The organism is Sorangium sp. KYC3313, assembly GCF_052075895.1.
GTDB classification, from domain to species: domain Bacteria; phylum Myxococcota_A; class Polyangia; order Polyangiales; family Polyangiaceae; genus Sorangium; species Sorangium cellulosum_B.
Genome location: NZ_CP197255.1, coordinates 855,290 through 880,209, shown reverse-complemented (window position 1 = coordinate 880,209; position 24,920 = coordinate 855,290). Strand labels below are relative to the sequence as shown.

Below are 24,920 nucleotides of genomic sequence, written 5' to 3'. Positions count from 1 at the left end.
GCTGCGGCTCCCCCGCCGCTCTTACGCCTGTGCTCCTGTCATGACCCTGCGCGCTCGCCCCCACGCTCTCGTCCCCACGCTCCTCGTCCTGCTTTCGGCCCAGATCGCCGAGGCGGCGGAACCCGACGCCACCGAGGCAGCACCCCCTGCCGCCGCGGCGCCTGCCGTCACGCGCGCATCGGGCGCGCCTCCGGCCGCCGAGCCCGCACCGGCGGACGCTCCCGACGGCGCACCGGCCGACCCTCCTCCTGAGCCGAGCCCCGAGGTCACCATCCGCGGCAGGCAGGTGGGCCCGCTCACCAGCGCCGACATCGTGACGTCGGTCGATGTCCTCGGAGCCGAGGAGATCAAGAAGCAGAGCCCGAGCGATCCGCTCGAGCTGCTCAAGCGTGTGCCGACCGTCTACATGGACTCCTATAACCAGGGCATCGCCAATGCCGAGATAGGGATCCGCGGATTCAGCACGCAGGCCGACGCCAATACGAAGCTTCTGATCGACGGCATCCCGGCCAACCTTCACATCGGTTACCCCGACATGAAGGCCGTCTTTCCGCTCGAGATCGAGCGCATCGAGGTCGTCAAGGGCACGAACGACCCGCGCTACGGGCTCTTCAACGTCGCCGGCAACATCAACGTCACCACGCGCAAGAGTGGCAGCGAGCGCTTCGCCCGGCTCCTCGCCGGCAGCTTCGGGACGATCGAGCCCCAAGTGCTCGTCGGCCATGAGAGCGGCGGCTTGAGCCAGACCTACTTTGCGGGCTACCGTGGGGCCGAGGGGTACCGCGACCATTCGAGAACGGACAAGGCCGCCGGGTCTGGCAAATGGTTCTATGAGCTGTCCAAGGAGCTCAAGGTCGGGCTCATCGTCAGGGCCATGTTCCTCGACGCAGACGCGCCCGGCTATCTCGGTCCCGAAGATGCGCGCTCGCACCCCACAAAGTCGCTCCTCTATGCGGGGAGCGACGGCGGCCGGCAGACGACCCTTCACGCGAGCCTCCACGCGGATTACGCCCTCGCCGACGGCCTGTCCTGGCAGCTGAAGGCGTACGGGCAGTCGTTCCTGCAAGACCGCTGGGTAACGTACGAGGCCGACACGGTCCAGCAGCTGCGGGCCCATGATGAGAAGCAATACGGTGGCAGCTCGGTGCTCACCCTGCGGACGCGCGGCCCCTGGGGGGCCGATGTGGCCGCCGAGTGGGGCATCGACTACCAGTTTCAAGATAACGTCCAGCAGCGCTTCCCCACGGCGAACCGCAAGCGGCTGCCGGACCCGAAGCTCCGCGATCACGCCTTCAACTTCCATACCATCGGCACCTATGCGCAGGCGAGTGTGAAGCCGATCGAGCCGCTCCTGCTGGTGGCCGGATTGCGGGCCGATCGCCTGGCCGGCGGTTTCACCGACCGGCTCAACGACGTCGAGCTCCCCATCAACGACTACGGTACCATCTGGCAGCCCAAGGCGAGTGTCAGGGTGACGCCGGTGAAGGGCCACAGCGTGTACGGCAACTACGGGCGATCGTTCCAGGTCGGCTCCGGAATCGGCGCCTACGCCGCTCCGGGGAGGGCGCCGCTCGAGCCGTCGATCAACGACGGCTGGGAGATCGGCTACAGGGCGAGCGTGTCCCCATGGCTCAATGCCCACCTCGCGTACTGGCAGCAGTTCGCGAGCGGCGAGGTGCGGCCCAAGGCGGACGAGTCGGGCGAATCCGAGAACGTCGGAGAGACGATGCGGCGCGGCTACGATGTCGAGCTCACCGTGCGCCCGATCGAGCCGGTCTCCATCTGGGGCTCGTTCAGCCGTCCCATCTCCGAGCAGGTCGAGCCGGGTCCCACCCGGCCCAAGCTCAAGGGCAAGGAGCTCGATCACGTGCCGAGCTTCCTCGCGAAAGCGGGGCTCGACGTCCGCCCCTTGCAGGGGCTGTTCGTCTCCCTGTGGTGCTACGCGCAGGGAGATTACTACCTGACCAAGGACAACAGCTCAGCCAAGGTCGGGGACTACATCGTCTTCAACGCGAACGCGTCCTATGATGTGACCGAGCGGCTCGTGCTCACCGTCCAGGTGGACAACATCTTGAATCGTGTCTACAACGCGTCCGCCTGGTACAAGGATTTCGGCACGCTCGAGAACCAGTTCAACCCGGGTGCCGCCCGCTCGGGCTACGTGACCGCGACGTTGAACTTCTGAGCCCGCGAACGCTCGGCCGTCGCCCAGGGTACGCGGAGAGCGCGTTCCGCCCGCTGTTTGCGCGAGAGCACGCTGGCGGTGCTTGACGGCAAGCTCGTGCGTGCGCCGCAGGACGGGGCGCGGGCGGCAGGCTACTGCTCGATCCTGTTCAACGATCCGGGCGGCATCCGGATCGAGATCAACCACGTCCCCGGCAAGGGCAACCTGTCTGAGGGCGTCGAGCTTCCCCAGCAGGCGTTCCCGCTCAGCGGGGCGGCCCGGAGTCCGCTGGAGAGCCGGTCACGCGCGGCTTCGCGCGGAGCTCCGCGAGTGTCCACCGCGCCACGCCGCGCGCCCCCTCGATCGTGAAATGCACGCCGTCGGGCCGGATCGCCCCGCCTTCGTACATGCGCCGGCACTCGCCCGCGGGGCAGATGTGCTCCTGGAGGTCGAGGAGCGCGACGTCGGGCAGCGTTGCGACGACCTTCCGGATCGAGCGGTTGATGCACGTCACCTGCTCGCGGACGTCCTTCGTCTCCCAGTCGCCGAGCGCGTAGGGGACGGTCGCCATCCAGACGCGCACGTCGGGGTTCCGGAGCTTGTCGAGGTTCGTGACGAGGTTCGTCTCGAAGCGCTCGTGCCACGCCGGCTTGCACGCCTTCGTCCACTCGTCGTTCGCCGTGATGCCGTGCATGAAGGCGCCGCCGAGGTAGAGGACCGCGGCGTCGGGCTTCGCCTGCGCGAGGAGCGCGGGCCACTCGGTCATGCCGCAGAGGTCCGCCATGATGGTGCAGCCGTCCCGACCGTGGAGGTCCACCGCGAGCCCGCGCTCCTGCAGGCCGCGGAGCGCCCAGCCGAGCGTGTTCGCGGTCGAGTCGCCGACGACGACGACGTGGAACGTGGCCTCGTCCTTCACGACGGAGGTGACGAGCGCGTGGATCATCGCGGAGCCCTTCGGCGCCTCGCCGTCCTGCGCGTGGGTCGCGCGGACGGCGATGAGCAGGCCGAGCGTGGCGCCGGCCGGCACCGCCCAGAACGAGCGCCCCTTCGGCAGCCCGCGCTCGCGGATCGGCCTCTCGAGGAAGCGGTAGGAGACGAGCGCGACCGCGAAGGTGATCGCGAAGCGGAGCGCGGTGAGGGCGAGGCCGTGCAGGCGATCGCTCGACACGAACACGTGCACCGGCCAGTGCCAGAGGTAGACGCCGTAGCTGACGGTGCCGACCCACGCGAGCGGGCGCCACGCGAGCGCGCGCGCCACGAGGCTCCGCGAGCCCTGCACCGCGCACGCGATGAGGACGAGGGCCCCGAGCTCCGTGAGCCAGAGCCCGCCGTGGTAGAGGAGCCACGACTGGCCGTCGAACACGGACCACGCGATCGCGAGGCCGACCGCCGAGGCGACGCCGGCGCCGTCGAGGAGGCGCACCGCGCCCGTGGAGAGCGCGGTGCGCGGCGTGAGCACCGTCGCGAGCGCGGCGCCGAGGAGGATGCCGGAGGCGCGCGTGTCCGTGCCCATGTACACGCGCGTCGTGCTCTCCGGCGCGAAGAGGACGAGCATCGCGGTCGCGGAGAGCGTGGCCAGCGCCAGCGTGAGGACGAGCACGCCGCGGCGCGACCACCGCGAGAGCACGAGGACGATGACGAGCGGCCAGACGACGTAGAACTGCTCCTCGATCGCCAGGCTCCACGTGTGCTCGAGCGGCGAGCGCGACGTGAAGATCTCCCAGTAGCTCCTGTGCGCGTAGATGGCGCGCCAGTTCGCGACGTAGCCGAGCGTCGCGAGGACATCGGCGCGGAGGCCGGGGAGCGCGCTCGGCGGCCCGAAGAGGCGACCGTGGAGCGCGACCACCGGGACGAGCGCGAGGAGCGCCGGGAGGAGCCGGCGCGCGCGGCGGATCCAGAAGTCCTTGAGCGAGATCGCGCCGCGCGCCTCGTGCTCCGCGAGGAGGAGCGACGTGATGAGGTAGCCCGAGAGGACGAAGAAGAGATCGACGCCGAGGAAGCCGCCGCGCAGCATCCCGTTCGCGTGGAAGAAGAGGACGCCGAGCAGGGCGAGCCCGCGCAGCCCGTCGAGCGCGGGCAGGTGAGGGAAGAGCGGGCGGCGGGCGGGAGTGTCCACGAGGCGAGGGGCGAGACTATCAAAACGCCCGGGCGGCGCCTCCCTTGCCGCGCGCTCGCGTCGCGCGGATCGCGCCGTGGTCGAGGTTACCCGTCAGTAGTGATCCCCCTTCTTCGTGACGCCGAAGGGGATGAGCTGCGACGGCTGGCCGTTGATCGTCGTCCCCCCGGCCTGGATCATGTGCGCCAGATTGAGGAACTCGGCGGGGAAGTTCAGCTTCGGAGCGGTGAGCGCGTCGAGCGCCGCCGTCTGCTCCGGCGTGAGCTTCACCTCGAGCGCCCTCACGTTGTCGTCGAGCTGCGCCAGCGTGCGCGCCCCGATGATCGTGGACGACACCGCCGGGCGCGCCTGCACCCAGCTGAGGGCGACGCGCGCGACGGTGGTCTCGAGCTGCTTGGCGATCCGCTCGAGCTCGTCGATCACCGTGTAGCTCCTCTCGTCGAGGTAGCTCGCGGTCCACTGCCGCCCTTCCGGCTTGACCGTCGCGGCGTTCCTCCGCGTGTACTTGCCGCTCAGGATCCCGCTCCGCAGGGGCGACCACGGCGTCACCCCCAGCCCGAGCTCCTGGGCCATGGGGATCAGCTCCCCTTCGACCGTCCGCTCGAGGAGCGAATACTCGATCTGCAGCCCGATGAACGGCGCCCATCCGCGGAACTGAGCGATCAGCTGCCCTTGCGTCACCTTCCACGCAGGGGTGTCGGACACGCCGATATAACGCACCTTCCCCGACTGGACGAGATCGTGGAGCGCCGCCATGGTCTCCTCGATCGGCGTGAACTTGTCCCAGTTGTGCAGCCAGTAGAGATCGATGTAGTCGGTGCGCAGCCGGCGGAGCGACTGCTCGCAGGCGGCGAGGATCGATTTGCGGTTCGAGCCGCCGCCGTTGGGATCACCGACGTACAGGTTTCCGCTGAATTTCGTGGCGATCACCAGCCGGTCGCGCTTCTGCCGGTCGTGGCCGAGGTGGTCCCCGATGATCTTCTCCGAGTGTCCTTTGGTGTAGAGGTTCGCCGTATCGATGAAGTTCCCCCCGAGCTCGATGAAGCGGTCGAGGATGGCTTCGGAGTCCTTGACGCTGCTCCCCCAGCCCAGGTCCTCTCCGAACGTCATGGCGCCGAGGCAAAAGGGGCTCACCCGCAGACCTGAGCGACCGAGCGTGACATAATGATCGAGCGGCATCGCATCATCTCCGGAGCTGGTTCCGTTTGGAACAGTTTAATATTGAACTAATAACGCCGCGCCGCTCCATCGTCAAGCGCGAGCAGAAAGAACATGGACAAGCCTTCGCCCTGGGAGCTCTGGACGCTGAACTTCGAGTTCAGCATGGCGGTCATGGCCGAGGTGGAGCCCGAGGTGCGCGCGCTGGGGCTCGAGATGAAGGAGTTCCTCCTCCTCGGCAAGCTCGACGACCACCCTTATCCTGCCGAGCTGGCGCGCGCGCTGATCACGCCCAAGCCTTCGATCACCTTCATGGTGAAGCGGATGGAGGCGGCCGGCTTCGTCCAGCGCGAGACGGAGGCGGGCGATCTGCGGCGCTTTCGGCTGACGCTCACCCGCTCGGGGCGCAAGGCGATGGAGGCGGCGCGGGCGATCCTCGACGACGCCTTCGGGCGAAGGCTCGCGCGGATCTCGGCAGGCGAGCGCGCCGAGCTGGCGCGGCTCCTCACGCGGCTGATGGGGGAGCGCGCTCGCCCGCGCTGACGGCCGCCCTCGCGTTCACTCGTAGTCGCGCCGCAGCTCTTCGTAGAACGCGTCGCTCATGAGGTAGTCCGCCCACCACTGCTCGACCGGCGTCACGCCCCGGCGCTGCTGGAAGAGCACCAGATCGTCCAGCTCGCCGTCGTACCAGCCCCACAAAAACCGGGCCCGCAGCACGTCCACGTTTCGCCCGCGGAGCTCGGCCACCGCGTCCTCGAGCGACTCGTCGTCGAACTCGTCGACCAGCGCCTCCGCCTCGTCGATGATCTCGCCGAGGTAGGCCAGGCCCTTCTTGGTGAGCTCGAACCGCGCCTTGCGGCGGTTGACCTCGACGAGGTCCGCGTTCACGAGCTCCTGCAGGACGTCCCCCAGCGGGCTCAGCTCGGACGGCAGCACGAGCGGCATCTCCATGCCTCCGTCGGCGGGCTTCAGGTCCATCTTCTTCAGCACGTAGATGCCGGCATAGACCAGCTTCTGCTCGCGTGACACGATCGGCTGCTGTCTGCGTCCTTCGAACATCGCCTCACTCCGCGGCGCGCCACGCCTCCGCCTCGAGGCGGATGTGCCGGCGACCGTCTGCGTCGGTGTCGAGCCACGCGTCGACGTCGCCGTCGGCGTAGTACACGGGGGTGCGCCCCGCCGCCTCCGGCCGCCGGATGCGCGCGGCGTGGGGGTTGCACATGGCGAGCACGATGGCGTGCTCGCCGGAGAGCGCGGCCGGCAGCCAGCGCTCGAGGAACGCCGACAGGAGCACGGTCACCGAGTAGTCCTTGGCGACCTCCTCGACGAAGAACTCGAGCTCCACGTCATCGGGCAGCACCTCCGGCTCGTCCGCGGCGTGCACCGCCACGACGAGCGCGTCGGTCAGCCGGAGCGGCCCTCGATCCGCGCGGCCGTCCAGCCAGAGCGCGTCCACCCGGCACCAGCCGAACTGCGTGGACTCCACGTCCGGCTCGTCACGGTGCTGCTCGAGGTTCAGCAGCTCCAGCGCGGGACGGCAGCGGAACGGGAGCTCGGAGATGCTTCGCAGCGGCTGCATCGCGGCGGCCGGCGCGCGGCTACGCGACCAGGCGCTCGGGCCTGCGGCCTCGCTCGCCGCGGCGGACGCCGAAGCGCGAGCCGGCGCCGGACTTGCCGCTGCCGAAGCGGCTGCTGCCGGCGTTGTTGTAGCGCCGCCCGGTCTGCGACGACCTGCTGTGGTCGACGCTGGACGGGTTCGAGGCGCGGTACGCTTCGCGGTGGGATCGCAGATCGGGCGCGCGGCCGGGCGGCGTGGTGTACGGCTGCGTGTACACCGGCACGTAGTTCGGGCGCAGCGCCGACGACACCATGGCGCCGAGGAGCATGCCCGACGCCAGGCTCATCACCGGCGAGTGGTAGTACCCGTAGGGGCCGAACCCGGACGTCTGGATCTGCGCGGCGCCTTCGCCCGAGACGTCACGGCGGATCGAGAACACCTTCTCGGGGTCCTGCACGCTGCCGTCGCTGTTCTTGTCGAAGAACCCGGTGACGACCTGCGTCTTGGCGTCCAGGTCCTGTACGGCGACGCTGATGACCTCGCTCCCCTGGTAGATCTCGTTGACGCGCCGCTCGAAGTCCTCGGGCCCCTCGGCCGCCTTGAAGGCTTCGTTGACCTTGTCGAAGTCGAGCTCGACGGTGGTGTTCTCGGTGGTCGCCCACCGCTCTCTGGACCGCCCGCCGCTGCCGCTGGTATCGCAACCGGCGGTCGCGACGGCGAGGGCTGTCATGAGCACGACGGGCAGGGTGGTCTTCGTCATCATCTGGAACGATCTGTCTGGTGCCGACGGGGGATTCTGTCAAGCGGGCAGGGCGGTGCGCTCGAGCTGAACGCGGCGCACGGGTCCGCGCCGAGCTGGAAGTCCCGGCTCGGCAAAGTATTCCCTGACGGGGCCCTCCAGGTCCAGGGAGAGCCCCGGCGCGTTCGTCTCTCCGCGAATCCGCGAACGCCGACGCTCCGGCGCCGTCGCGTGACCGGCGTCCTCCGCGAACCGCGCCCGCTCGCCGAGGTCGCGGACGCGGCCCACTCGGCGGAGCTCCCAGGCTCGGAGCGGGCCCCTCCCGCCATGCTGGGTCGGAGCGCCCAACGAGGCGCAGGGCATTCAGGTCGTCTTCGGCTTGTACGTGGCGAAGAAGAGGCCCGGCAGGACGAGCGCCGCGCCGAGCCAGTGGTAGAGGGCAAAGGCCTCGCCGAGGAGCAGCCAGGCCAGCACGGCGGTATAGACCGGCGACAGGTAGAGCAGCAGGCCGGTGCGGCTGGGGCCGAGATGTTCGGTGATATAGCCGTAGGTGGCATAGGCGCCGACGCCCGGCACGAGGACCAGGGTCAGCACGGTGGCGACGGTGCGCAGGTCGAAATGCGGCGCGCCGCGGCTGGCCAGCTCCCAGCCGAGCAGCGGCAAGAGGAGGATCGCGCCGGCCAGCGCGATGGCGGCGAGCCGCGCCTGGACCCCGAGCGGATCGGGCCAGCGCTTCAGCAATACGGTGTAGAGCGCCCAGGAGATCGCGGCGCCGAGGATCATCAGGTCACCCGTGCTGAAGCTGAGCGCCAGCAGCGCCGCCGCGTCGCCGCGCAGCACGATGACCAGCACGCCGGCCAGCGCCAGCGCCGCGCCCAGGCCCTGGCGCCGGCTGAGCCGCTCTCCGAACATGGCCCGCGACAGCAGGAGGATGATCACCGGCGAGACGGCGTAAATCAGGCCGATATTGGTGGCCGTGGTGGTGGCGGCGCCGTGATAGACGCCGGCGCCGCAGATGCCCATGCCGAGCAGGCCGAGCAGGGCAACTCGGGCCCAGTCCCGCCGCAGCGCGGCGCGGGCGCGCCACAGATCGCGGCCGCAGAAGGGGAGCAGCACCAGCACGACGCCCGTCCAGCGCAGCTCCGCCAGCGCCACCGGCGGGATGAAATCGGCCGTGGCGCGGGCCAGCAGCATGTTGGCGGTGAACAGCGCCGGGGTGACGAACAGCAGGACGTGGGCGATGCGCCGCTGGCGGGACTCGGCAATGCCGAGAGAGCTGGAAGCCATTGGCGCCGACAGTAGGGGAGCGCCGCTACCCTGGCCAGGGCTCGCCGTCCCGCTACGCCCCCCAGCGCTCTATCCCAACCGGTTTCGCTGCCTCCGCCGCTGTCGGCCAATACACCTCCTCCCGCGGGATCTCGATCTGCCCGGCACCCCGGCCGCGCAGCACCTCCCTCTGCTCCGCCACGAGCGCCGAGACGTCCTCCACGCCCACCGTCCACTCCTCAACGAACTGCCGCAGCGTCGCGCCCCGCAGACCGAGCTGGATCGCCCTCCGCGCGACGTCCTGCCGAGGGCCAGCGGGCGGCCTGCGCAGCATACGACTCGAGCTCCAGCTTCTTCATCGCTCCTCCATCGCTCCCTCCTCGGGCTCTTCTCGAGTCAGCTTTCCTTGCCCGAGGCCTACCCCAGCATAGCTCGCCCGTGCTACGCCGCAGGGAAACCGGACCGGCTGCGGCGGATCCCATGGAAACCCTCGTTCGCATCGCGGACGCGCTGGGGCGATTCAGCGCGCGGTACGTGCCCTCGGCCTTCGCCATCGCGGTGCTGCTCACGCTGCTCGCGTTCGGGCTCGGGCTCACGCGGGCGGGCGCGGCGCCGATGGATGTCGTGAAGGGCTGGGGCGGCGGCTTCTGGGAGCTGCTCTCGTTCTCCATGCGGATGGCCGCGCGTGATGTTCAGCGGCTATCTCCTGGCGCTCGCCGGGCCGCGCGCAGCGGGGCGGCTCACGGCGCCCTGGGGAGCTGATCCAGTACGTTCACGAGCTGCTCGCAAAGTTGTGCCCGGCTGAACTGCGCGATCTTGGCGGCGTTGTCGTTCGGGAGCGTGCGCGACTCGCCCCGAATGCGCTCGAGCAGCCAGCTCGCGATCCCGAGCACCTCGCCCGGTTGGAAGTGGTGGCCCGCGTTGTGCTCTTTGATAATGTCGGTCGCCTCGCCGTCAGGGGCGATTGCGAGGATCCCCTTCCCGAGCGAGAGATACTCGAACATCTTCGCCGGCACGACGCGATGTGCGTTCTCGACGTCGCTCAGGAGCATGCAAAGCGCGTCGGCGGATCTCATCCAGGCGATCGAGCGCGAGTGGTCGCAATAGGGCTCGAGACGCAGGCGGCATTGCGTCTTCTTGACACGGTCGAGCAGCCTTTCCTGCTGCTCGGTTCTCCTGCCCACGATGACGAGCTCCAGCTGCGCGAGGCTCTCCGGCGCGGACGCGTCGAGCACCTCAATCGCTGCGATCAGCGGCTCGATGCTCGTCAGATTCCAGAGCGTGCCCGTATAAACGAGCCGGAAGGTGTTCGGCTCCGGTTTGGCGATGTCGGCCGCAGCCCGCCCGGGAGCGAAGTCGTCCTCGTCGAAGCCGTTGTAGATGCACGTCGACGCGGCGTGGCTGCCCGCCTCGCGAGCGCGGTCCTGAAGGCGCCTGGCGCTCGATTTTGTCGTGCAGATGAGGGCGTCGGCCTGCTGCAGGATATAGCGTTGCATCCTGCCCTGGACGGCATAGGAGAATGCGTCATGGCGCGCGTTCTCGAGGTAACGTTGGCTGATGTCCCATTCATCGCGGAAATCGAGGACGAGCGGCAGTCCGAAGCGCTTCTTCAACAGGGCTCCAAGGACGAGGTTCGAGTATGACGGGGCGGTCGCGAGGATGGCGTCGTGATGGATCCGGCGCAGGAGGTGGCTGCCTGCGCGCAGCGCCGAGGGGAGCCAGAGCACCTGCGGATCGGGCTGTAGCGCGAGCGTGGCCGCTCTGCGCAGCGCCCCGACGAGGCGCCGGCGCGGTCCGTTTGCGGTGGTCGTACTCGTCGTGTCGGACGCGAGTTTGGCCTTCATGCTGTAGTTCGGCTCCCACGTCCTCGCGCGCTCGATGTGCGCCTCCGCCGGGATGTCGCCAAGCAGGCTGTCGTCGGAGAGCGGCGCTGATGGGTTCGCCGCGATGAGCACGCTCGCCTCCCAGCCGAAGCGACGCAGGTACTTCACGAACTTGACCGGACGCTGCACCCCGGCTCCGCCGACGGGCGGAAAGTGGTAGCTGACGAGCAAGAGCCGCCGGTACCCAGCTGCTCGACGGAGAACGCCCCCGTCCTGGGCGTCGGCGCCGTTGGCTGGTCTGTACTGTCCTGTGGCAGCAAAATGAACACTGTTGTCGAAGAACATGATCTCCCCCCTGATGACGAGACATTCACGCGATGTACTGAGAGATCCGCGAGAACTCGATGTCTCGACGGTTTGTGTGCTTTACGAGCTCGTGGACGAGCGTGCCGGTGACACTTGATGTGTCGTGAAGGAGGATGATGTCCCCGCTGCGAGGCCTGTATCGCGCACACCATGCAACTGCGGCTTCGTGCGATTTCATGGCATAATCGCGCGGGTCGGCGCTCCAGAGGACCACGGTGTGCCCATCGCTCCAGAGCTGGAGGAGGGCGCGCGCCGAGACCTTCCCCCAGGGCGGACGGAACAGCGGGCACGCGATTCCGGTGAGATCTTCGACGAACGCCCGTGTCGTCCCCACCTCCACGCGCAGCAGCTGAGGAGACGCATGCTCCAGCGAGACGTGCGTGTGGGTGTGGTTGCCTATTTCATGCCCGTCGGCGACCATCCGGCGTACCAGAGCCGGGCGGCTCCGGGCCATGGTGCCGAGGACGAAGAACGTCGCGCGCACCCCGTGCTCGGCAAGCAAGTCGAGGAGTCGGGGGGTGTGCTCGGGGTGGGGGCCGTCATCGAACGTCAGCGCTATACTGGCGGCGCTCCGGCCGGAATGGCCAGCGATGAGGCCGCGCGTGCAGGACGAAGAACCGCGTTCCAGGAGCATGCGACGGGGGACCGTCAGCGTCGCAAGTCGCTTGATCGTCTGTCGTACAAAGCGCATGAGTGTCCTTTCTCGCCGCGGGTGAGCGCCAAGTCGCCGAACGCGCGCTTCCGAGGGCGGACGCTGCGAGCACTTCGGCAAATGCAGACCCTGTGTGTTTAGCAAGGTGTGGCGTTTTTGCAATGTTGTCGCTGCTGGTATGTAATCGCGCGCTCTCTCTCCTGCGTGTGTCGAAGACATCGATGCTCGACGTGAGGTGACCGGGACGGCGGCGAGATGACCGTGCTTGGGCGCTGCGCGTACTTTGGAACGGGCGCGACATGGCACTCTGGGGTCTCCGCCTCCGCGCCGCTCCGCATCGCCACGCCGGGCCACTTCCTCGAGAAGACCACCGGTATCGTCCCCATCGACGAGACGCTGTTCTCCGCCTTCAACCAGGCACCAGGCGATCTTCCTCTCGGTCGTCGCCGTGATGACGCTGCTCGCGGGGCTCCTCCATTCGACGCCTGACCACACCATGAAGGTCGAACCGAAGGTGGTGGCGGGCTTCGGCCGCTTCGACCCGGCCGGGCCGTCGCTCGCGTCCCTCCTCGGCTTCTCTCCCGTGCGGAACCTCCTCTTCGGCGCCCGCGAGGTCGTCCTGGCCTACGCATGGGGAGACTTGGCCACGGACCTCATGCTGCCGTTCTGGGCGCTGCCGCTGCTCGCCGTGGCACGCGTGGAGGAGCTGCTCGGGCTCCCGCTTCTCGCGTTCGTCGTGTACGCCCCTGGTCACCACGGCGTTCCCATTCCTCCTCTGAGCCCGCCGGCGCCCGAGCACCGACTCGGCGTGATGAGGCTTCAGGCGCAATGTGTGCCAACATGTGCCAATGGACGTCAACCGTATCTATATGGAATTGCTCATGAAATGTCTCGGCATGTCGAGTGCTTCTCCTGATGCCATCGATCCGAACGACAGACGGACACGGAGACTCACATGCGATCGTTCTACAGGGGTTGTACGCTTGTTTCTCTGCTTGCGCTCGGCGCCAGCTTCGCCGCCTGCTCGCGCGGAAGCGGATCGGGCGGGCCCGCGCAGACGGGCCTGGCGCAGAGCGCCCTCACGCCCGCGACGAGCTGCGACGATGTCGAGGCGCTGCTGCGCGAACGGCTGAAGCAGAACATGGCCAAGTCGGTCGACGTGGCGCGGAAGTACGCCCTGCTGGAGCTCGAGGGCGGGTGCTACTGGTCCGGAGCGGACGGCGGGGTCGTCGCATCCGCCTCCTCCGGCTCCTCCTCCTCCACGGGAGGGCCCGTCTCGCCGCCGGCCGAGGAGGCAGGGGGCGGGGGTGTCGACGCCGGGGGTGCCAAGGAGTACTCGACGACCAACACGCAGGAAGCGGACATCGACGAGGCCGACTTCATCAAGAACGACGGAGATCACGTCTACATCCTGGCCCATGGGCAATTCCAGATCTTCGACGCGTGGCCCGCCGCCGACATGCACCGCGTCGCGTCGGTCGCGATCGAGGGGGAGCCGAAGAAGCTCTTCGTCCACGAGAAGCGCGCCCTCGTGTACTCGTCGCTGTCCCCGTCCTCGTCGCCCGACGGCGAGGTCTCTTATTCTTCCAGCCGTGAGTGCACGTACGGATACGACTGCGAGTTCACGGGCGACGGCACGCCGCTCCTGGTCACCGAGCTCGACATCAGCGACCTCACGGCGCCGGCCGTCGTGCGAACGCTGAAGTTCTCCGGATCGTTCCTCAACGCCCGGCGCATCGGGACCGCGGTGCACACGATCGTTGCCTCCCCCGAGCCGACGGTGGAGGGACTCTCTACCTGGCCAGAGGGACTCGATATCTGCTCCCTGTCCAGCCAGGGGGTCAACCCGTCCACGGTGGCCGCCGTGAACAGCGCGTACGACAAGCTCCTGGAGAAGAACATCGCCCTCATCGACGCGGCCCCGCTCGACATCCAGCTGCCCACCGTCGAGGACACGGTGTACCGGGACGGCGTGGCCTCGCCGAGCAGCCACGCCCCGTTCGTTTCCTGCGAGAACTTCTACCTGTCGAACACGGGCGACGGGCAGAGCTTCCTCTCGGTCGTCTCGACCGAGCTCGGCACCGAGGCGTTCGGCCAGACCACGATCGTGGGCAGGCCCGGCGCCGTCTACGCGACCGCGGACTCGCTCTACGTGGCGAGCCGGCACCAGTACGGCCAGACGTACGGCTGGTTCTACGACGACGGCGAGACGACGCCCGACGCGACGACCATCCACAAGTTCGCGCTGAGCGAGCGCGCGGCGCCGAGCGCGTACCTGGGGAGCGGCGTCGTGAAGGGGCGCGTGCTCAACCAGTTCGCCCTCAGCGAGCACGAGGGTTATCTCCGCATCGCGACCACCACCGGGCACCTGCCCGACCCGGACACGCACAACACCGTCGCGTCGCTGAAGCAGGAGGGCGGCGAGCTCGTGGTCAAGGGGATGGTGGACCAGCTCGCTCCCGGCGAGGACATCCGATCCGCCCGCTTCTACGGCGACGTCGGGTTCGTCGTGACCTTCAAGAAGACCGACCCGCTCTACACCATCGACTTCTCGGATCCCGAGGCGCCGAGGGTGCGCGGCGAGCTGAAGATCCCCGGCTTCTCGACCTACATGCACATGATCGACGAGGGCCACGTCATGAGCATCGGCTACGACGCCGACGACCAGGGCGACTTCGCGTGGTTCCAGGGGATCCTGCTCCAGATCTTCGACGTGACGGACCTCGACGCGCCGAGGCTCGCGCACAAGGAGGTGATCGGGACGCGCGGCTCCGCGAGCGACGCCGCGACCGACCACCTCGCGTTCAACTACTTCACCCAGCGGGGGCTGCTCGGGATCCCCATGGTCATCTGCGAGGGCGGGAGCGGCGGCGACTTCGGCGACACGATGACGTTCAGCGGGCTGCTCGTCTACAAGGTGGACACCGGCGCGGGCTTCACGTCCGTCGGGGGCGTGCCCCACCCGCTGCCCGACGCGAGCGCGGGCGGGAGCGGCCCGAGCTGCGGGAGCTGGTGGAGCAACGCGACGTCGTTCGTGAAGCGGAGCGTCTTCATGGAGGATCACGTCTACTCCGTCTCCGAGGACGAGATCCGGGTCGCCAACATCAGCGATCTCGCGACGCCGGAAGCCGTCGTGTCCCTCGTCCCCTGAGCGAGATCGAACGTGCGCCGCACCGAGCCGGACGGCCCGGATGCGCCCGTGGCGCGCGAAGATGCGCCCCGCTATAGAGCTCCGGCATGGAAGCGCTGGACCTCCCCGCCGAGCAGCTGGCCTCGGCGGTCGGCGCGCGGCCCTTGCTGCTGCTCGCGCTGCTCTTGATCGGAACGGTGGGGGTGCTCCTCGGGCTCGTCGCCGTCGCGCGCTTCTCCGACCGCCACGCGCGGGCGCTGTGGGCGTGGGCCGTCCGGGCCTACGCCGCGGCGGCCGCGCACCCGGTCACGCGGCGCCTCTCGGCCCGGTTCCCCGCGGTCGCGAGGGTGCTGCGCGAGCTCTCCGCGGCCGAGTACCTCGTGATCCACCTCGGCCTCGGGCTGGTGCTCAGCATGGCCGCGCTCGTGTTCGTCGCGCTCGCGGAGGGGGTGCGCGAGGGCGAGCCGATCGTGGACGTCGATCTCGCGCTCGCGCGCGCGCTCCACGCGTCGTCGAGCCGCGCCGGGGTGGCGGCGCTCCGCGCGTTCACCCTCCTCGGCAGCTTCTGGGCGCTCGCGCTGCTCGCGGTCGTCTTGGCCGCGGCGCTGCTGAGGCGGGGCCGGCGCGTCCTCGCGGTCGGGTGGCTCTTCGCGCTCGTCGGCGGCGGGCTCCTCAACACCGCGCTCAAGGCGCTGTTCGCCCGGCCGCGGCCGACGTTCGCCGATCCGCTCGCGGTGGCCGCGGGGTGGAGCTTCCCGAGCGGGCACTCGATGGGCACGTTCGTCGCCTTTGGCATGCTCTCGTACCTGGGCCTGCTGCTCCTCCGGACGCTGCGCGCCCGCCTCGTGCTCGTCGCGCTCGCGCTCGGCTGGACCGTGGTGATGGGCTTCAGCCGCATGTACCTCGGCGTGCACTACCTGAGCGACGTGCTCGCGGGGTTCGCCGCGGGCACCGTGTGGCTGGCCGTCTGCATCTCGGGGATCGAGGTCGCGCGGCGCAGGCCGGGCCGGGTCGACGGGCAGCCGCTGCGTGCCTGAGACGGCCAGCCGCGCCCGCCGCGAGGTGGGCAGTCGCAGGCGGCTGAGCGGCGGCTGGCCCGCGCGAACCTCGCCGCCGCCCTGATCCGCGGCGAGCCCGGCGATGTCAAGATCGAACTCCGGCCGTGCCCGATTCGACATCAGGCCGCGAGCTCCTCGGCAGAAGCCGAGTTGAGTCACGATGGAAAAAGATATTGTTGTCGAAATTCTCACCGAGACCACCGAGGCCATGGTGCAGGACCGAGGTGGAAGCCGGGGCGCAGAACCACGGCGGCGACTGGCGGTGAGCGCGATGGCGAGCAACGAATGAAGACCCGCGCCGAGCACAGCAGCGCCGCCGATTTCGCCTGGAGCCGGGGTGCACTTTTACGATAAAGTGTGTCTAGCGCCGTTTGCTCGGGAAGAGCGCAACGTGCGTTATCGAGGTGGCCGTGGGTTTTAGGACGTCTTATCTGGCTTTGGCGGTGGGATTGCTTCAGATCACGGTCGCTTGCGGCGGGGGCGGCGCGACCACGAGCGATGCGACCGGCTCCGGGAGCGGCGCGAACTCCGGCGGCGGCGCGCCTGGCGTCGGCGGCGCCGGCGGGACCGGCGGTGAGCCCGAGTTCACGGTGGGCAGCGGCATCGGCCTCGGCGGCAACGGCGGCGGCGAGCCGGGCCCGTGCGAGGTCGATGATCCGCCCCCCGAGTGCTTCCTGCCTCCCGACCCCGCCTGCGGGGACGCGGCGCTGAACCAGGCGTCCGAGGCCTGCGACGACGGCAATACGCTGCCGGGCGACGGCTGCTCGGGGCAGTGCCAGGTCGAGCCTTACTGGGAGTGTCCGACGGCCGGCCAGCCTTGCGAGCTGACCATCGCGTGCGGCGACGGCGTCGTCGACCCCGGCGAGTTCTGCGACGACGGCAACAACATCGACGGCGACGGCTGCAGCGCCGACTGTTACTACGTCGACCCCTCGTACGTGTGCCCGAAGCCGGGCGAGCCGTGCATCCTGCTCTACGACTGCGGCGACGGCCGCGTGAACGGCTCGGAGGAGTGCGAGGACGGCGGCGACCCGCCTGCGTCCGGCGACGGCTGCAGCGCGGACTGCAAGCGCGAAGCGGGATACCAGTGCAGCCGGCCCGGTCTGCCGTGTACGCGGCTGCCGGTCTGCGGCAACGGCGCCAAGGAGGCCGGCGAGGGGTGCGACGACGGCAACACCGCGAGCGGCGACGGCTGCTCGAGCCTGTGCCGGCAGGAGCCCTATTACAACTGCCCGACCCCGGGATCGCCCTGCGTGCGGCTGGTCGAGTGCGGCGACGGCAAGGTTCAGCCGGGCGAGCTCTGTGACGACGGCAACGCCGTGGGCGGCGACGGTTGCTCGGCCGACTGCCAGGTGAAGGACCCGGCCTACGTGTGCCCCGCGCCGGGCCAGCCGTGCATCCCGCTCTACCTGTGCGGCGACGGCCGGGTGAGCGGCAACGAGCAGTGCGACGACGGCGACGACCCGCCGGAGAGCGGCGACGGCTGCTCGGCGGACTGCCGGCTCGAGGAGGGCTGGGTCTGCAAGCCCGGCCAGCCCTGCACCGTGAGGACCTATTGCGGCGACGGCACGGTGCAGCTCGGCGAGCAGTGCGATGACGGCGGGGGGACGTCCCCTGAGGGCGGCGACGGCTGCACCGCGCAGTGCAAGATCGAGGTCGGCTGGACGTGCCCGCCGGCGGGCGGGCGCTGCACCCCGCCGCCGCCGCCCGTGTGCGGCGACGGCAAGATCAGCGGCACCGAGGTGTGCGACGACGGGCAGCAGCCCCCGGCGAGCGGCGACGGCTGCAGCGCCGATTGCCAGACGATCGAGGACGGGTGGGATTGCTCGCGCGTCGGGTTCCCCTGCAAGACCATCTGCGGCGACGGGCGCAAGCGCGGCGCCGAGCAGTGCGACGACGGCGATCTCGTCTCGGGCGACGGCTGCGACGAGACCTGCCGCATCGAGCCCGGGCGGGTGTGCACCAACGGCGTGCCCCAGGACTGCACGGGCCTCTCGGTCTGCGGCAACGCCATCCGCGAGGGCACCGAGGCCTGCGACGACGGCAACGGCAACTGGCGCGACGGCTGCACGCCGGACTGCAAGGGCGAGCCGGACTGCAGCGGGGGCGCGTGCATCTCGAAGTGCGGCGACGGCATGCTCCTGCCCGGCGACACCACCGAGGCGTGCGACGACGGCAACACCGTGAGCGGCGACGGCTGCTCCGCGACGTGCACGATCGAGCCGGGCTACACCTGCACCGTTCAGCCCAGCGAGATGCGGCTGCCGATGGTCATCCGCGACTTCATCGGCTGGTGCCCGACCTCGTACGACCGCAGCGTCAGCAACACCGCGTGCGACAACAACCTGACGGACAGCCTCGTCGGGCACTTCGATTTCGAGATCGCGCCCAGCAACGCCAGCGGCATTCAGACCGACCGCACGGTCCAGACGACTCTCGACGTCGACGGCAAGCCCGTGAGCAGGTTCGGCCCCGGCTTCGTCACGCCGAGCGACGCGAACGGCTGGACCACGGGGCAGAACAACTTCCAGTGGTGGTACCGGGACAACCCGACGTACAACAGGACGCTCGTCACCACCATCGAGCTGCTCCCGGACGCCGGCAGGTACGTGTACCAGCGGAACCCGTTCTGGCCCGTGGATCGCACCCAGCCGAACGGCGATCCCGTGCTCGACAACCTGGTCTCCGCCGGGCTGGAGAAGGCGCAGGACCAGGGGCACAACTTCTACTTCACGAGCGAGGTCCGGTACTGGTTCCAGTTCATGCCAAACGGCGCTGCGGCCGATCCGGTGCTCACCTTCTTCGGTGACGACGACGTCTGGGTGTTCATCAAGAACACGTTGACCGCGGACATCGGCGGCATCCACGGGCAGCTCCAGGAGAGCGTGACCATCCTGGACAACGGCGACGCCCGCGTGACCCCCTGCAACCAGAACGTCTGCCCGGCGGACGCCCGCAACCCCTACGAGGTCGATCTGAACCTCGAGCCGGGCAAGGTCTACGAGATCGCGGTGTTCCAGGCCGAGCGCCACGTCACCGGGTCGAACTACCAGCTCACGCTGTCGGGCTTCAGCGCCGGCACGTCGGTGTGCACGCCGCAGTGCGGGGTCGACCCGCCGGTCGTGACGCCGGGCGAGGAGTGCGACGACGGCACCGAGAACGGGACGGGCTACGGCGGGTGCAACAACTGCCAGCTCGGGCCGTACTGCGGCGACGGCCAGAGGAACGGCCCGGAGACCTGCGACAACGGGGTCAACAACAGCGCGTACGCCAACGCCTCGAACGCCTGCGCGCCGGGGTGCGTGGCCCCGCCCCGGTGCGGCGACGGCGCGGTCAACGCGCCGTACGAGGCGTGCGACCTCGGCTCCGGCAACACGGCGAGCGGCTACGGCGGCTGCACGCTCGAGTGCGAGATCGGGCCGTACTGCGGCGACGGCGCGACGAACGGCCCCGAGCTGTGCGACAACGGCAGCAACGACGGCTTCTACGGCACGTGCAACCCGAACTGCACGCCCGCCCCGCGGTGCGGCGACGGCAACGTCGACGAGGAGTGGGGTGAGGAGTGCGACGACCCGGCCGACCCGAACTGCGTGGGCTGCCAGCTCGGGGCGCTCTGCGGCGACGCGGTGGTGCAGGCGAGCTACGGCGAGGAGTGCGACGACGGCGTCAACGACGGCGGCTACGGCGAGTGCGCGCCGATGTGCCTCTACGGCCCGCGCTGCGGCGACGGCGTGGTGCAGCCCGACGAGGAGGACTGCGACCTCGGCGAGGCCGACAACAACGGCGCTTACAACGGGTGCACTCAGCACTGCTCGTACGGGCCGTACTGCGGCGACGCGGCCGTCAACGGCGCTGAGACCTGCGACGACGGCGTGAACGACGGCTTCTACGGCAGCTGCTTCCCCGATTGCACGCCGGCGGCCAAGTGCGGCGACAGCCGCGTCGACGAGGACTGGGGCGAGCAGTGCGATCCCCCGAACGATGCGACCGGCTGCAGCGAGAACTGCCGCCTCGGCGCCCAGTGCGGCGACGGGGTGGTGCAGGCCAACCTCGGCGAGAAGTGCGACGACGGCGTGAACGACGGCGGCTACGGCGAGTGCGGCCCCAGCTGCCTGTACGGCCCGCGCTGCGGCGACGGCGTGGTCAACGGCCCCGAGCAGTGCGACGACGGGGACGGCAACAACACCGGCGGCTACGGCAAGTGCGCGCCGGGGTGCGTGTACGGCCCGTACTGCGGCGACGGTGAGCGCCAGGCCCCGTACGAGGAGTGCGACGACGCGAACAACACGAGCGGCGACGGCTGCAGCTCGGCCTGCAAGCACGACGGCCAACCTCTCTAGAAGAGACGGTCACCCGCTGCGGATCCGGGCCCACCTCGGCGTTTTCGGTGCTCAGCGTACAAGAGTACGCTTCCGCGCCGAAAACGCCGATCTGGGCCCGTCTCCTGTGCGGGTGACCGTCGGCGTGGCTCGGCCGAAGCCGAGACCGAGACCGAGGCCGAGACCGAGACCGAGACCGAGACCGAGACCGAGACCGAGACCGAGGCCGAGACCGAGACCGAGACCGAGACCGAGACCGAGACCGAGACCGAGACCGAGACCGAGACCGAGGCCGTCGGCGTGGCTCGGGGGAGGGGGGACGGGAGGCGGGAGAGCTCCCGGGGGTTCTGCTCACCTGGGAGCGCGGACGCTCACGAGCGCGGCGCGTCCGGCGGGCGCGGGCGCACCGTGGTGTCACCCAGCGGCTTCTCCAGGAGAGGAGGGCCCGCGATGGGCAGCCAGATCTCGAAGACTGCTCCCCCCTTCTTGGCCTTGCGGTAGGTGATCTCACCGCCGTGCTCGAACACGATCCGCTGCGCGATCGCGAGGCCTAGCCCCGTCCCCTTCTCCTTGCTGGTCGCGTAGGGCTCGAACAGGCGCGGCACCATTTCCTCCGCCACGCCCGGGCCGTTGTCGCGCACCACGATCCGCACGCGGTCGTTCGGCAGCGGGCCGATCGTCACCGAGACGCGCGGGTCGCGCCGGATGGCGCTCGCGGCGTCCAGCCCGTTCTGGACCAGGTTCGTGAGGACCTGGATCAGCTGATCGCGATCGGCCGAGACCTCCGGGATCGAATCCGCCACGAGCTCGACGCGCGGCGACGGCGCGCCGGTGCCGGAGGTGGCGCCCGCGCCGGACGTCGCCTCGCCCGACGCCGGGGCGGCGTGCAGCGTGACCACCCCGCGCGCGACCGCGACGAGGTCGATGGGCGTGAGGTTCGGCGGCGGCAGGCGCGCGAACCGGGTGAACTCGGTCACGATGTTCGCGATCCGGTGGACCTCGTTCAGGACCGTCGACGTCGCCTCCGCGAAGTAGTCGTCGAACGCCGGGTCGTCGCGCTGACGGAGCCGGCGCAGCGTCTCCACCGCCGCACGGATGGGCGCCAGCGGGTTCTTGATCTCATGGGCGATCTGGCGCGCGACCTCGCGCCGCGCGGCGATGCGCTCGGTCGCGGCCAGGCGCTTGCGCATCGCCGCGAGCTCGTCGATGGTCGCGTTGAACGCCGCCGCGAGATCCGCGATCTCCCGCCCCCCGCGCCCCTCCACACGCCGCGGCGCGCCGCTCATCACCTCGCGCGTCTCGCGGGCCAGCGCCACGAGCGGCCGCGACAGGCTGCGCGCCAGCACGACGGCCATCGCGACGGCGATCGCCAGCACCGTGGCGCCGGTCAGCGCGATCGCGCGATCGAGCCGGGCGAGCGCCTGCCTCAGCGGATCGCGCGGAACGGACGCGACAACGTCAAGGCCCGGGATCTCGGCGAAATGGAGGACGCGCACGACCTCCGCCTCGCTGCTCCGAGGGGCGAGCTCCCCCTCCTGCGCCGCCGTGAGGCGCACATGGTACGCCTCGCCGATCCGCGCGAGGACCGGGCCGATCCGCCGCGCCCCCACGAGGCCGATGGTCACCCCGTGGCTCGAGAGGGCGCAGTGGACCTCCAGCGACGGCTCGCCGCCCGCCTTCGCCGGCCGGAGCCGCGGCGCACCCCCGGGGGCCTGGATCAGCTCCGCGAGCCGCTTGTCGCGCGCGCCGATGCGCGCGGCGTCCTCGGCTCCGAGGACGCTCCCGTCGCCCGCCACGAGCGACAGCTCGTCGAGGCGCAGCGCCTTCGCCTGGCTCGGGACCAGCCGCCCGAGGGCGATGCGGCTCCCCGGGTCCATCGCGTCCGGGTCGCCCTTGGCGCGCTCCAGCTCGACATGGGCCTTGTCGACGAACGTGTCGTGCCGGCAGAGCGGCGGCAGGAGGTCGCGCAGCGCGTCGGCCTCCCACGCGAGCAGCTGCCGGACGCCTGCATGCGCCGCGTCGATCCGCTCGGCGAAGCCGCCCTCGATGATCTCGCGCGACGCCTCGCGGAGGGTCAGCCCGACGAACGCCGTCGCGATGATCGCGACGAGCCCGAAGGCGAGCAGGAGGCGAGCGGCGAGGGACATGGCGGGACGGCCACGCCCGCCCGGCCGCGCGGCCGCCGGTACGGCCGGGCGGCCGCCGCGGTCCGCGGCGGTGTTCAGGGTCGGTGCGGTCGAACCTAGAGGAATCGGCGCCGGCGCCGAGCCCCCGCGGCGGGCTCCTTCTCCGCCGCAACCTCCGTGCATACGCCATCGGGTCGAGATCGTCCAAGTTCATCGCGTTTCCCCCAGCCGCGAGGGCCCGCCCCCTGCGCCTCTGCCCAGGAGATCTCGGTTCGCGGCTCGCCTGCCCTCGGGTTCCTTGCCGCGCTTGCCGGAGCTTGCCGCGCCTCTGCCGCGCGCTCTCCTTGCACCGGGGGGCACTCGCCTCTTACGCTCGGTCGTCCTTCGGGGTCGCCCTTGGCGCGCCGGCCAACGCGCGCCACAGCTCGACCGCGCTGGAACGCACGAAATGAACTCCAAGCAGCTCTCCATCCCCATCGCCGTCATCCTCGCGCTCATCGGCTTCGGGCTGAGTTTCGCGTCGAAGTGGCTGGCGGAGTTCTCGGGCCAGCTGTTCATGGTCTTCGGCTTCTCCGCGGCGGTGGCGGTGGTGTACGCGAGCCTCGCGGGCAAGGGCGGCGTCCCCCTGGGAGGCCTGCGCGACGCGCTCCGCGGCGCCGCCCGGGGCAAGCGGCCCAAGCTCCCCGAGGGCGCCCCCGCCGACGTCGCCGAGACCTACGAGCAGATCGCCGAGATCGCCGGCCGCCAGCTCGAGCTCGCGGAGGAGCGCCACGCGCTCGCCGAGGAGCGCGACAAGCTCGCGAGGGAGCGCGACGGCCTGAGCCGGGAGCGCGACGGCATCGCGAAGGAGCGCGACACCCTCGAGCGGGAGCGGGACAACCTGAGCCGGGAGCGCGACGGCATCGCGAAGGAGCGCGACACCCTCGAGCGGGAGTGCTCGACGCTCACCCGCAAGGTCAACGATCTCGCGCAGCGCGGCCCCGACATCGACGTCGACGCGCTCGTGGACGCCGTGCTCCGCGCCACCGCCGGCGAGCGGGTGCGCGTCCCGCCGGGCTCGTCGCCCGAGCTCTCGCGCCTCTACGCGGAGCTCAGCGGCATCGCGGAGCGGATCACCCAGGCGGAGCTGCGCGACAAGCAGCGCCGCTCGGAGCTGGCGCAGGCCACCGTGCTGCTCGACGAGCTGCTGCCCAAGCTCAGCGACGGCGTGAGCAGCGTCATGCACGCGAGCGAGCAGGCGACCGTGTACATCCGCGAGATGACGACCGCCCTCGCCAACATCGCGCAGTCGGTCGAGTCGCTCGCGTCGAGCGCGGAGGAGTCGAGCTCGAGCATCCTCGAGATGACGGCCACGAACGAGGAGGTCGCCGAGAACGTCGGCGAGCTCGGGTCGAGCGTGCGCGAGACGGTCTCCTCGATCGAGGAGATGGCCTACTCCATCCGCGAGGTCGCGAAGAACGTCGACGCCCTGGCGCTGACGGCCGAGGAGACGAGCTCCTCGATGAACCAGATGGACGTCTCGATCGACCAGGTCCAGTCGAACGCGAACGAGACGGCCCGGCTCTCGGAGGAGGTGGCGACCGACGCCGAGAAGGGCGCCGAGGCGATCCTGAAGACGATCGGCGAGATCTACCGCATCAAGGAGTCGAGCCAGGAGGCCGTGGCGGTCATCTCGAACCTCGGCTTCCGCATCGAGGCGATCGGGCAGATCCTCGCCGTCATCGACGACGTCGCCGAGCAGACGAACCTCCTCGCGCTGAACGCCGCGATCATCGCCGCCCAGGCCGGCGAGCACGGCAAGGGCTTCGCCGTCGTCGCCGACGAGATCAAGGACCTCGCCGAGCGCGCCGGCGGCAGCACGAAGGAGATCGCCGAGCTCATCAAGACCATCCAGTCCGAGTCGAAGAACGCGATCGCCGCCGTCGAGCGCGGCGCTCACAACGTCGACCGCGGCGTCGAGGTCTCGAACGAGGCCGAGCGGGCCCTCAAGAAGATCCTCGAGAGCTCGCAGAAGTCGACCAACATGGTGCGCGCGATCGCCCGCGCCACGGTCGAGCAGGCCAAGGGGTCGAAGCAGGTCACGGACGCGATCGGGCGCATCGCCGAGACGGTGCAGCAGATCGCCGCCGCCACGGCGGAGCAGGCGCGCGGCTCGGAGCTCATCATGAAGAGCGCCGAGAAGATGCGGACCATCACCCAGCACGTGGAGCGGTCGAGCCAGGAGCAGGCGCGCGGCGGTCGCCAGATCACGAGCGCGATCGAGCAGATCTCGCACATGGTCAACAGCCTCAACACCTCGCACCGCAGCCAGACGCGCGGCGGCGAGCAGCTCGTCGAGGCCGGCAAGCGCATCGAGGAGGCGGCGCGGCAGCAGGACCAGGCGGTGCGCCAGCTCCTCAGCGCGTCCGAGCGGATGCGCCGTACGGCGGCGATTTGAGGCCGAGC

General features: G+C 70.0%; 20 protein-coding genes. 10 read left to right on the top strand and 10 right to left on the bottom strand.

The window, feature by feature from the left end:
- The first annotated feature begins 40 nt into the window (after positions 1-40).
- Positions 41-2,185: a TonB-dependent receptor gene (locus ACSRUE_RS03470; protein WP_441289766.1), complete on the top strand. Its 2,145-nt coding sequence runs from the start codon at positions 41-43 to the stop codon at positions 2,183-2,185.
- Positions 2,186-2,429: 244 nt separating this feature from the next.
- On the opposite strand, the gene ACSRUE_RS03465 is transcribed toward ACSRUE_RS03470, so the two are convergent.
- Together ACSRUE_RS03465 and ACSRUE_RS03460 are read right to left on the bottom strand one after the other, a co-directional pair.
- Positions 2,430-4,280 carry a DUF459 domain-containing protein gene (locus ACSRUE_RS03465; RefSeq protein ID WP_441289765.1) on the bottom strand — a complete coding sequence of 617 codons (1,851 nt, stop codon included), beginning with the start codon at positions 4,278-4,280 and terminating at the stop codon, positions 2,430-2,432.
- Positions 4,281-4,373: 93 nt separating this feature from the next.
- Positions 4,374-5,459 (bottom strand): aldo/keto reductase, encoded by a 1,086-nt coding sequence (locus tag ACSRUE_RS03460; protein WP_441289764.1) that lies wholly within the window; start codon positions 5,457-5,459, stop codon positions 4,374-4,376.
- Positions 5,460-5,552: 93 nt separating this feature from the next.
- On the opposite strand from ACSRUE_RS03460, the gene ACSRUE_RS03455 reads away from it, so the two are divergent.
- Complete coding sequence (locus ACSRUE_RS03455; RefSeq protein WP_437762639.1) at positions 5,553-5,981, top strand: MarR family winged helix-turn-helix transcriptional regulator; 429 nt, start codon at positions 5,553-5,555, stop codon at positions 5,979-5,981.
- Between the two features lie 15 nt (positions 5,982-5,996).
- Here ACSRUE_RS03455 and ACSRUE_RS03450 read toward each other — a convergent pair whose 3' ends face one another.
- The 5 genes from ACSRUE_RS03450 to ACSRUE_RS03430 form a co-directional block, all read right to left on the bottom strand.
- The gene (locus tag ACSRUE_RS03450; protein ID WP_441289763.1) at positions 5,997-6,467 is read right to left on the bottom strand and encodes a hypothetical protein; all 471 of its coding nucleotides are present in this window, start codon (positions 6,465-6,467) and stop codon (positions 5,997-5,999) included.
- 34 nt (positions 6,468-6,501) lie between these two features.
- Positions 6,502-7,017, bottom strand: coding sequence for a hypothetical protein (locus tag ACSRUE_RS03445; RefSeq protein ID WP_441289762.1), 516 nt, complete (start codon positions 7,015-7,017; stop codon positions 6,502-6,504).
- Between the two features lie 19 nt (positions 7,018-7,036).
- Positions 7,037-7,759, bottom strand: a complete 723-nt coding sequence (locus tag ACSRUE_RS03440; protein WP_441289761.1) for a hypothetical protein — start codon at positions 7,757-7,759, stop codon at positions 7,037-7,039.
- Positions 7,760-8,098: 339 nt separating this feature from the next.
- Entirely contained in the window at positions 8,099-9,022 is a 924-nt protein-coding gene (locus ACSRUE_RS03435) for a DMT family transporter (RefSeq protein WP_441289760.1), read from the bottom strand.
- Positions 9,023-9,074: 52 nt separating this feature from the next.
- Positions 9,075-9,335 (bottom strand): DUF4291 family protein, encoded by a 261-nt coding sequence (locus tag ACSRUE_RS03430; protein WP_441289759.1) that lies wholly within the window; start codon positions 9,333-9,335, stop codon positions 9,075-9,077.
- A 146-nt stretch (positions 9,336-9,481) separates the two neighbouring features.
- Here ACSRUE_RS03430 and ACSRUE_RS03425 point away from each other — a divergent pair, with 146 nt between their 5' ends.
- Entirely contained in the window at positions 9,482-9,763 is a 282-nt protein-coding gene (locus ACSRUE_RS03425) for a TIGR00366 family protein (RefSeq protein WP_441289758.1), read from the top strand.
- On the opposite strand, the gene ACSRUE_RS03420 is transcribed toward ACSRUE_RS03425, so the two are convergent.
- Positions 9,742-11,169, bottom strand: coding sequence for a glycosyltransferase (locus tag ACSRUE_RS03420; protein ID WP_441289757.1), 1,428 nt, complete (start codon positions 11,167-11,169; stop codon positions 9,742-9,744). The two genes, ACSRUE_RS03425 and ACSRUE_RS03420, sit on opposite strands and share 22 nt — an antisense overlap.
- 25 nt (positions 11,170-11,194) lie before the next feature.
- On the bottom strand, positions 11,195-11,824 hold the full coding sequence (locus ACSRUE_RS03415) for a polysaccharide deacetylase family protein (RefSeq protein WP_441289756.1): 630 nt from the start codon (positions 11,822-11,824) through the stop codon (positions 11,195-11,197).
- A gap of 273 nt (positions 11,825-12,097) precedes the next feature.
- Here ACSRUE_RS03415 and ACSRUE_RS03410 point away from each other — a divergent pair, with 273 nt between their 5' ends.
- The 6 genes from ACSRUE_RS03410 to ACSRUE_RS03385 all read left to right on the top strand — a co-directional run bounded on the left by ACSRUE_RS03410 (position 12,098) and on the right by ACSRUE_RS03385 (position 20,370).
- Positions 12,098-12,331, top strand: coding sequence for a TIGR00366 family protein (locus ACSRUE_RS03410; RefSeq protein ID WP_441289755.1), 234 nt, complete (start codon positions 12,098-12,100; stop codon positions 12,329-12,331).
- Complete coding sequence (locus tag ACSRUE_RS03405) at positions 12,291-12,758, top strand: hypothetical protein (RefSeq protein WP_441289754.1); 468 nt, start codon at positions 12,291-12,293, stop codon at positions 12,756-12,758. Before ACSRUE_RS03410 ends, ACSRUE_RS03405 begins: the two co-directional genes overlap by 41 nt.
- A 39-nt stretch (positions 12,759-12,797) precedes the next feature.
- Positions 12,798-14,993 carry a beta-propeller domain-containing protein gene (locus ACSRUE_RS03400; RefSeq protein WP_441289753.1) on the top strand — a complete coding sequence of 732 codons (2,196 nt, stop codon included), beginning with the start codon at positions 12,798-12,800 and terminating at the stop codon, positions 14,991-14,993.
- An 86-nt stretch (positions 14,994-15,079) separates the two neighbouring features.
- Positions 15,080-16,009 (top strand): phosphatase PAP2 family protein, encoded by a 930-nt coding sequence (locus ACSRUE_RS03395; RefSeq protein ID WP_437762632.1) that lies wholly within the window; start codon positions 15,080-15,082, stop codon positions 16,007-16,009.
- A gap of 181 nt (positions 16,010-16,190) precedes the next feature.
- Positions 16,191-16,319, top strand: a complete 129-nt coding sequence (locus tag ACSRUE_RS03390; RefSeq protein WP_441289752.1) for a hypothetical protein — start codon at positions 16,191-16,193, stop codon at positions 16,317-16,319.
- A 160-nt stretch (positions 16,320-16,479) separates the two neighbouring features.
- The gene (locus ACSRUE_RS03385) at positions 16,480-20,370 is read left to right on the top strand and encodes a DUF4215 domain-containing protein (RefSeq protein ID WP_441293051.1); all 3,891 of its coding nucleotides are present in this window, start codon (positions 16,480-16,482) and stop codon (positions 20,368-20,370) included.
- 350 nt (positions 20,371-20,720) lie between these two features.
- On the opposite strand, the gene ACSRUE_RS03380 is transcribed toward ACSRUE_RS03385, so the two are convergent.
- Positions 20,721-22,496: an ATP-binding protein gene (locus tag ACSRUE_RS03380; RefSeq protein WP_441289751.1), complete on the bottom strand. Its 1,776-nt coding sequence runs from the start codon at positions 22,494-22,496 to the stop codon at positions 20,721-20,723.
- A gap of 427 nt (positions 22,497-22,923) precedes the next feature.
- On the opposite strand from ACSRUE_RS03380, the gene ACSRUE_RS03375 reads away from it, so the two are divergent.
- Positions 22,924-24,912: a methyl-accepting chemotaxis protein gene (locus tag ACSRUE_RS03375; RefSeq protein WP_441289750.1), complete on the top strand. Its 1,989-nt coding sequence runs from the start codon at positions 22,924-22,926 to the stop codon at positions 24,910-24,912.
- Positions 24,913-24,920: the final 8 nt, after the last annotated feature.

What these genes read in the sequence shown, in the direction of transcription:
- ACSRUE_RS03470 (WP_441289766.1), top strand. Translation starts at nt 41, where the DNA reads ATGACCCTGCGCGCTCGCCCCCACGCTCTCGTCCCCACGCTCCTCGTC.
- ACSRUE_RS03460 (WP_441289764.1), bottom strand. Translation starts at nt 5,459, where the DNA reads ATGCCGCTCGATCATTATGTCACGCTCGGTCGCTCAGGTCTGCGGGTG.
- ACSRUE_RS03455 (WP_437762639.1), top strand. Translation starts at nt 5,553, where the DNA reads ATGGACAAGCCTTCGCCCTGGGAGCTCTGGACGCTGAACTTCGAGTTC.
- ACSRUE_RS03445 (WP_441289762.1), bottom strand. Translation starts at nt 7,017, where the DNA reads ATGCAGCCGCTGCGAAGCATCTCCGAGCTCCCGTTCCGCTGCCGTCCC.
- ACSRUE_RS03440 (WP_441289761.1), bottom strand. Translation starts at nt 7,759, where the DNA reads ATGATGACGAAGACCACCCTGCCCGTCGTGCTCATGACAGCCCTCGCC.
- ACSRUE_RS03435 (WP_441289760.1), bottom strand. Translation starts at nt 9,022, where the DNA reads ATGGCTTCCAGCTCTCTCGGCATTGCCGAGTCCCGCCAGCGGCGCATC.
- ACSRUE_RS03430 (WP_441289759.1), bottom strand. Translation starts at nt 9,335, where the DNA reads ATGCTGCGCAGGCCGCCCGCTGGCCCTCGGCAGGACGTCGCGCGGAGG.
- ACSRUE_RS03425 (WP_441289758.1), top strand. Translation starts at nt 9,482, where the DNA reads ATGGAAACCCTCGTTCGCATCGCGGACGCGCTGGGGCGATTCAGCGCG.
- ACSRUE_RS03420 (WP_441289757.1), bottom strand. Translation starts at nt 11,169, where the DNA reads ATGTTCTTCGACAACAGTGTTCATTTTGCTGCCACAGGACAGTACAGA.
- ACSRUE_RS03415 (WP_441289756.1), bottom strand. Translation starts at nt 11,824, where the DNA reads ATGCTCCTGGAACGCGGTTCTTCGTCCTGCACGCGCGGCCTCATCGCT.
- ACSRUE_RS03410 (WP_441289755.1), top strand. Translation starts at nt 12,098, where the DNA reads ATGACCGTGCTTGGGCGCTGCGCGTACTTTGGAACGGGCGCGACATGG.
- ACSRUE_RS03400 (WP_441289753.1), top strand. Translation starts at nt 12,798, where the DNA reads ATGCGATCGTTCTACAGGGGTTGTACGCTTGTTTCTCTGCTTGCGCTC.
- ACSRUE_RS03395 (WP_437762632.1), top strand. Translation starts at nt 15,080, where the DNA reads ATGGAAGCGCTGGACCTCCCCGCCGAGCAGCTGGCCTCGGCGGTCGGC.
- ACSRUE_RS03390 (WP_441289752.1), top strand. Translation starts at nt 16,191, where the DNA reads ATGGAAAAAGATATTGTTGTCGAAATTCTCACCGAGACCACCGAGGCC.
- ACSRUE_RS03380 (WP_441289751.1), bottom strand. Translation starts at nt 22,496, where the DNA reads ATGTCCCTCGCCGCTCGCCTCCTGCTCGCCTTCGGGCTCGTCGCGATC.
- ACSRUE_RS03375 (WP_441289750.1), top strand. Translation starts at nt 22,924, where the DNA reads ATGAACTCCAAGCAGCTCTCCATCCCCATCGCCGTCATCCTCGCGCTC.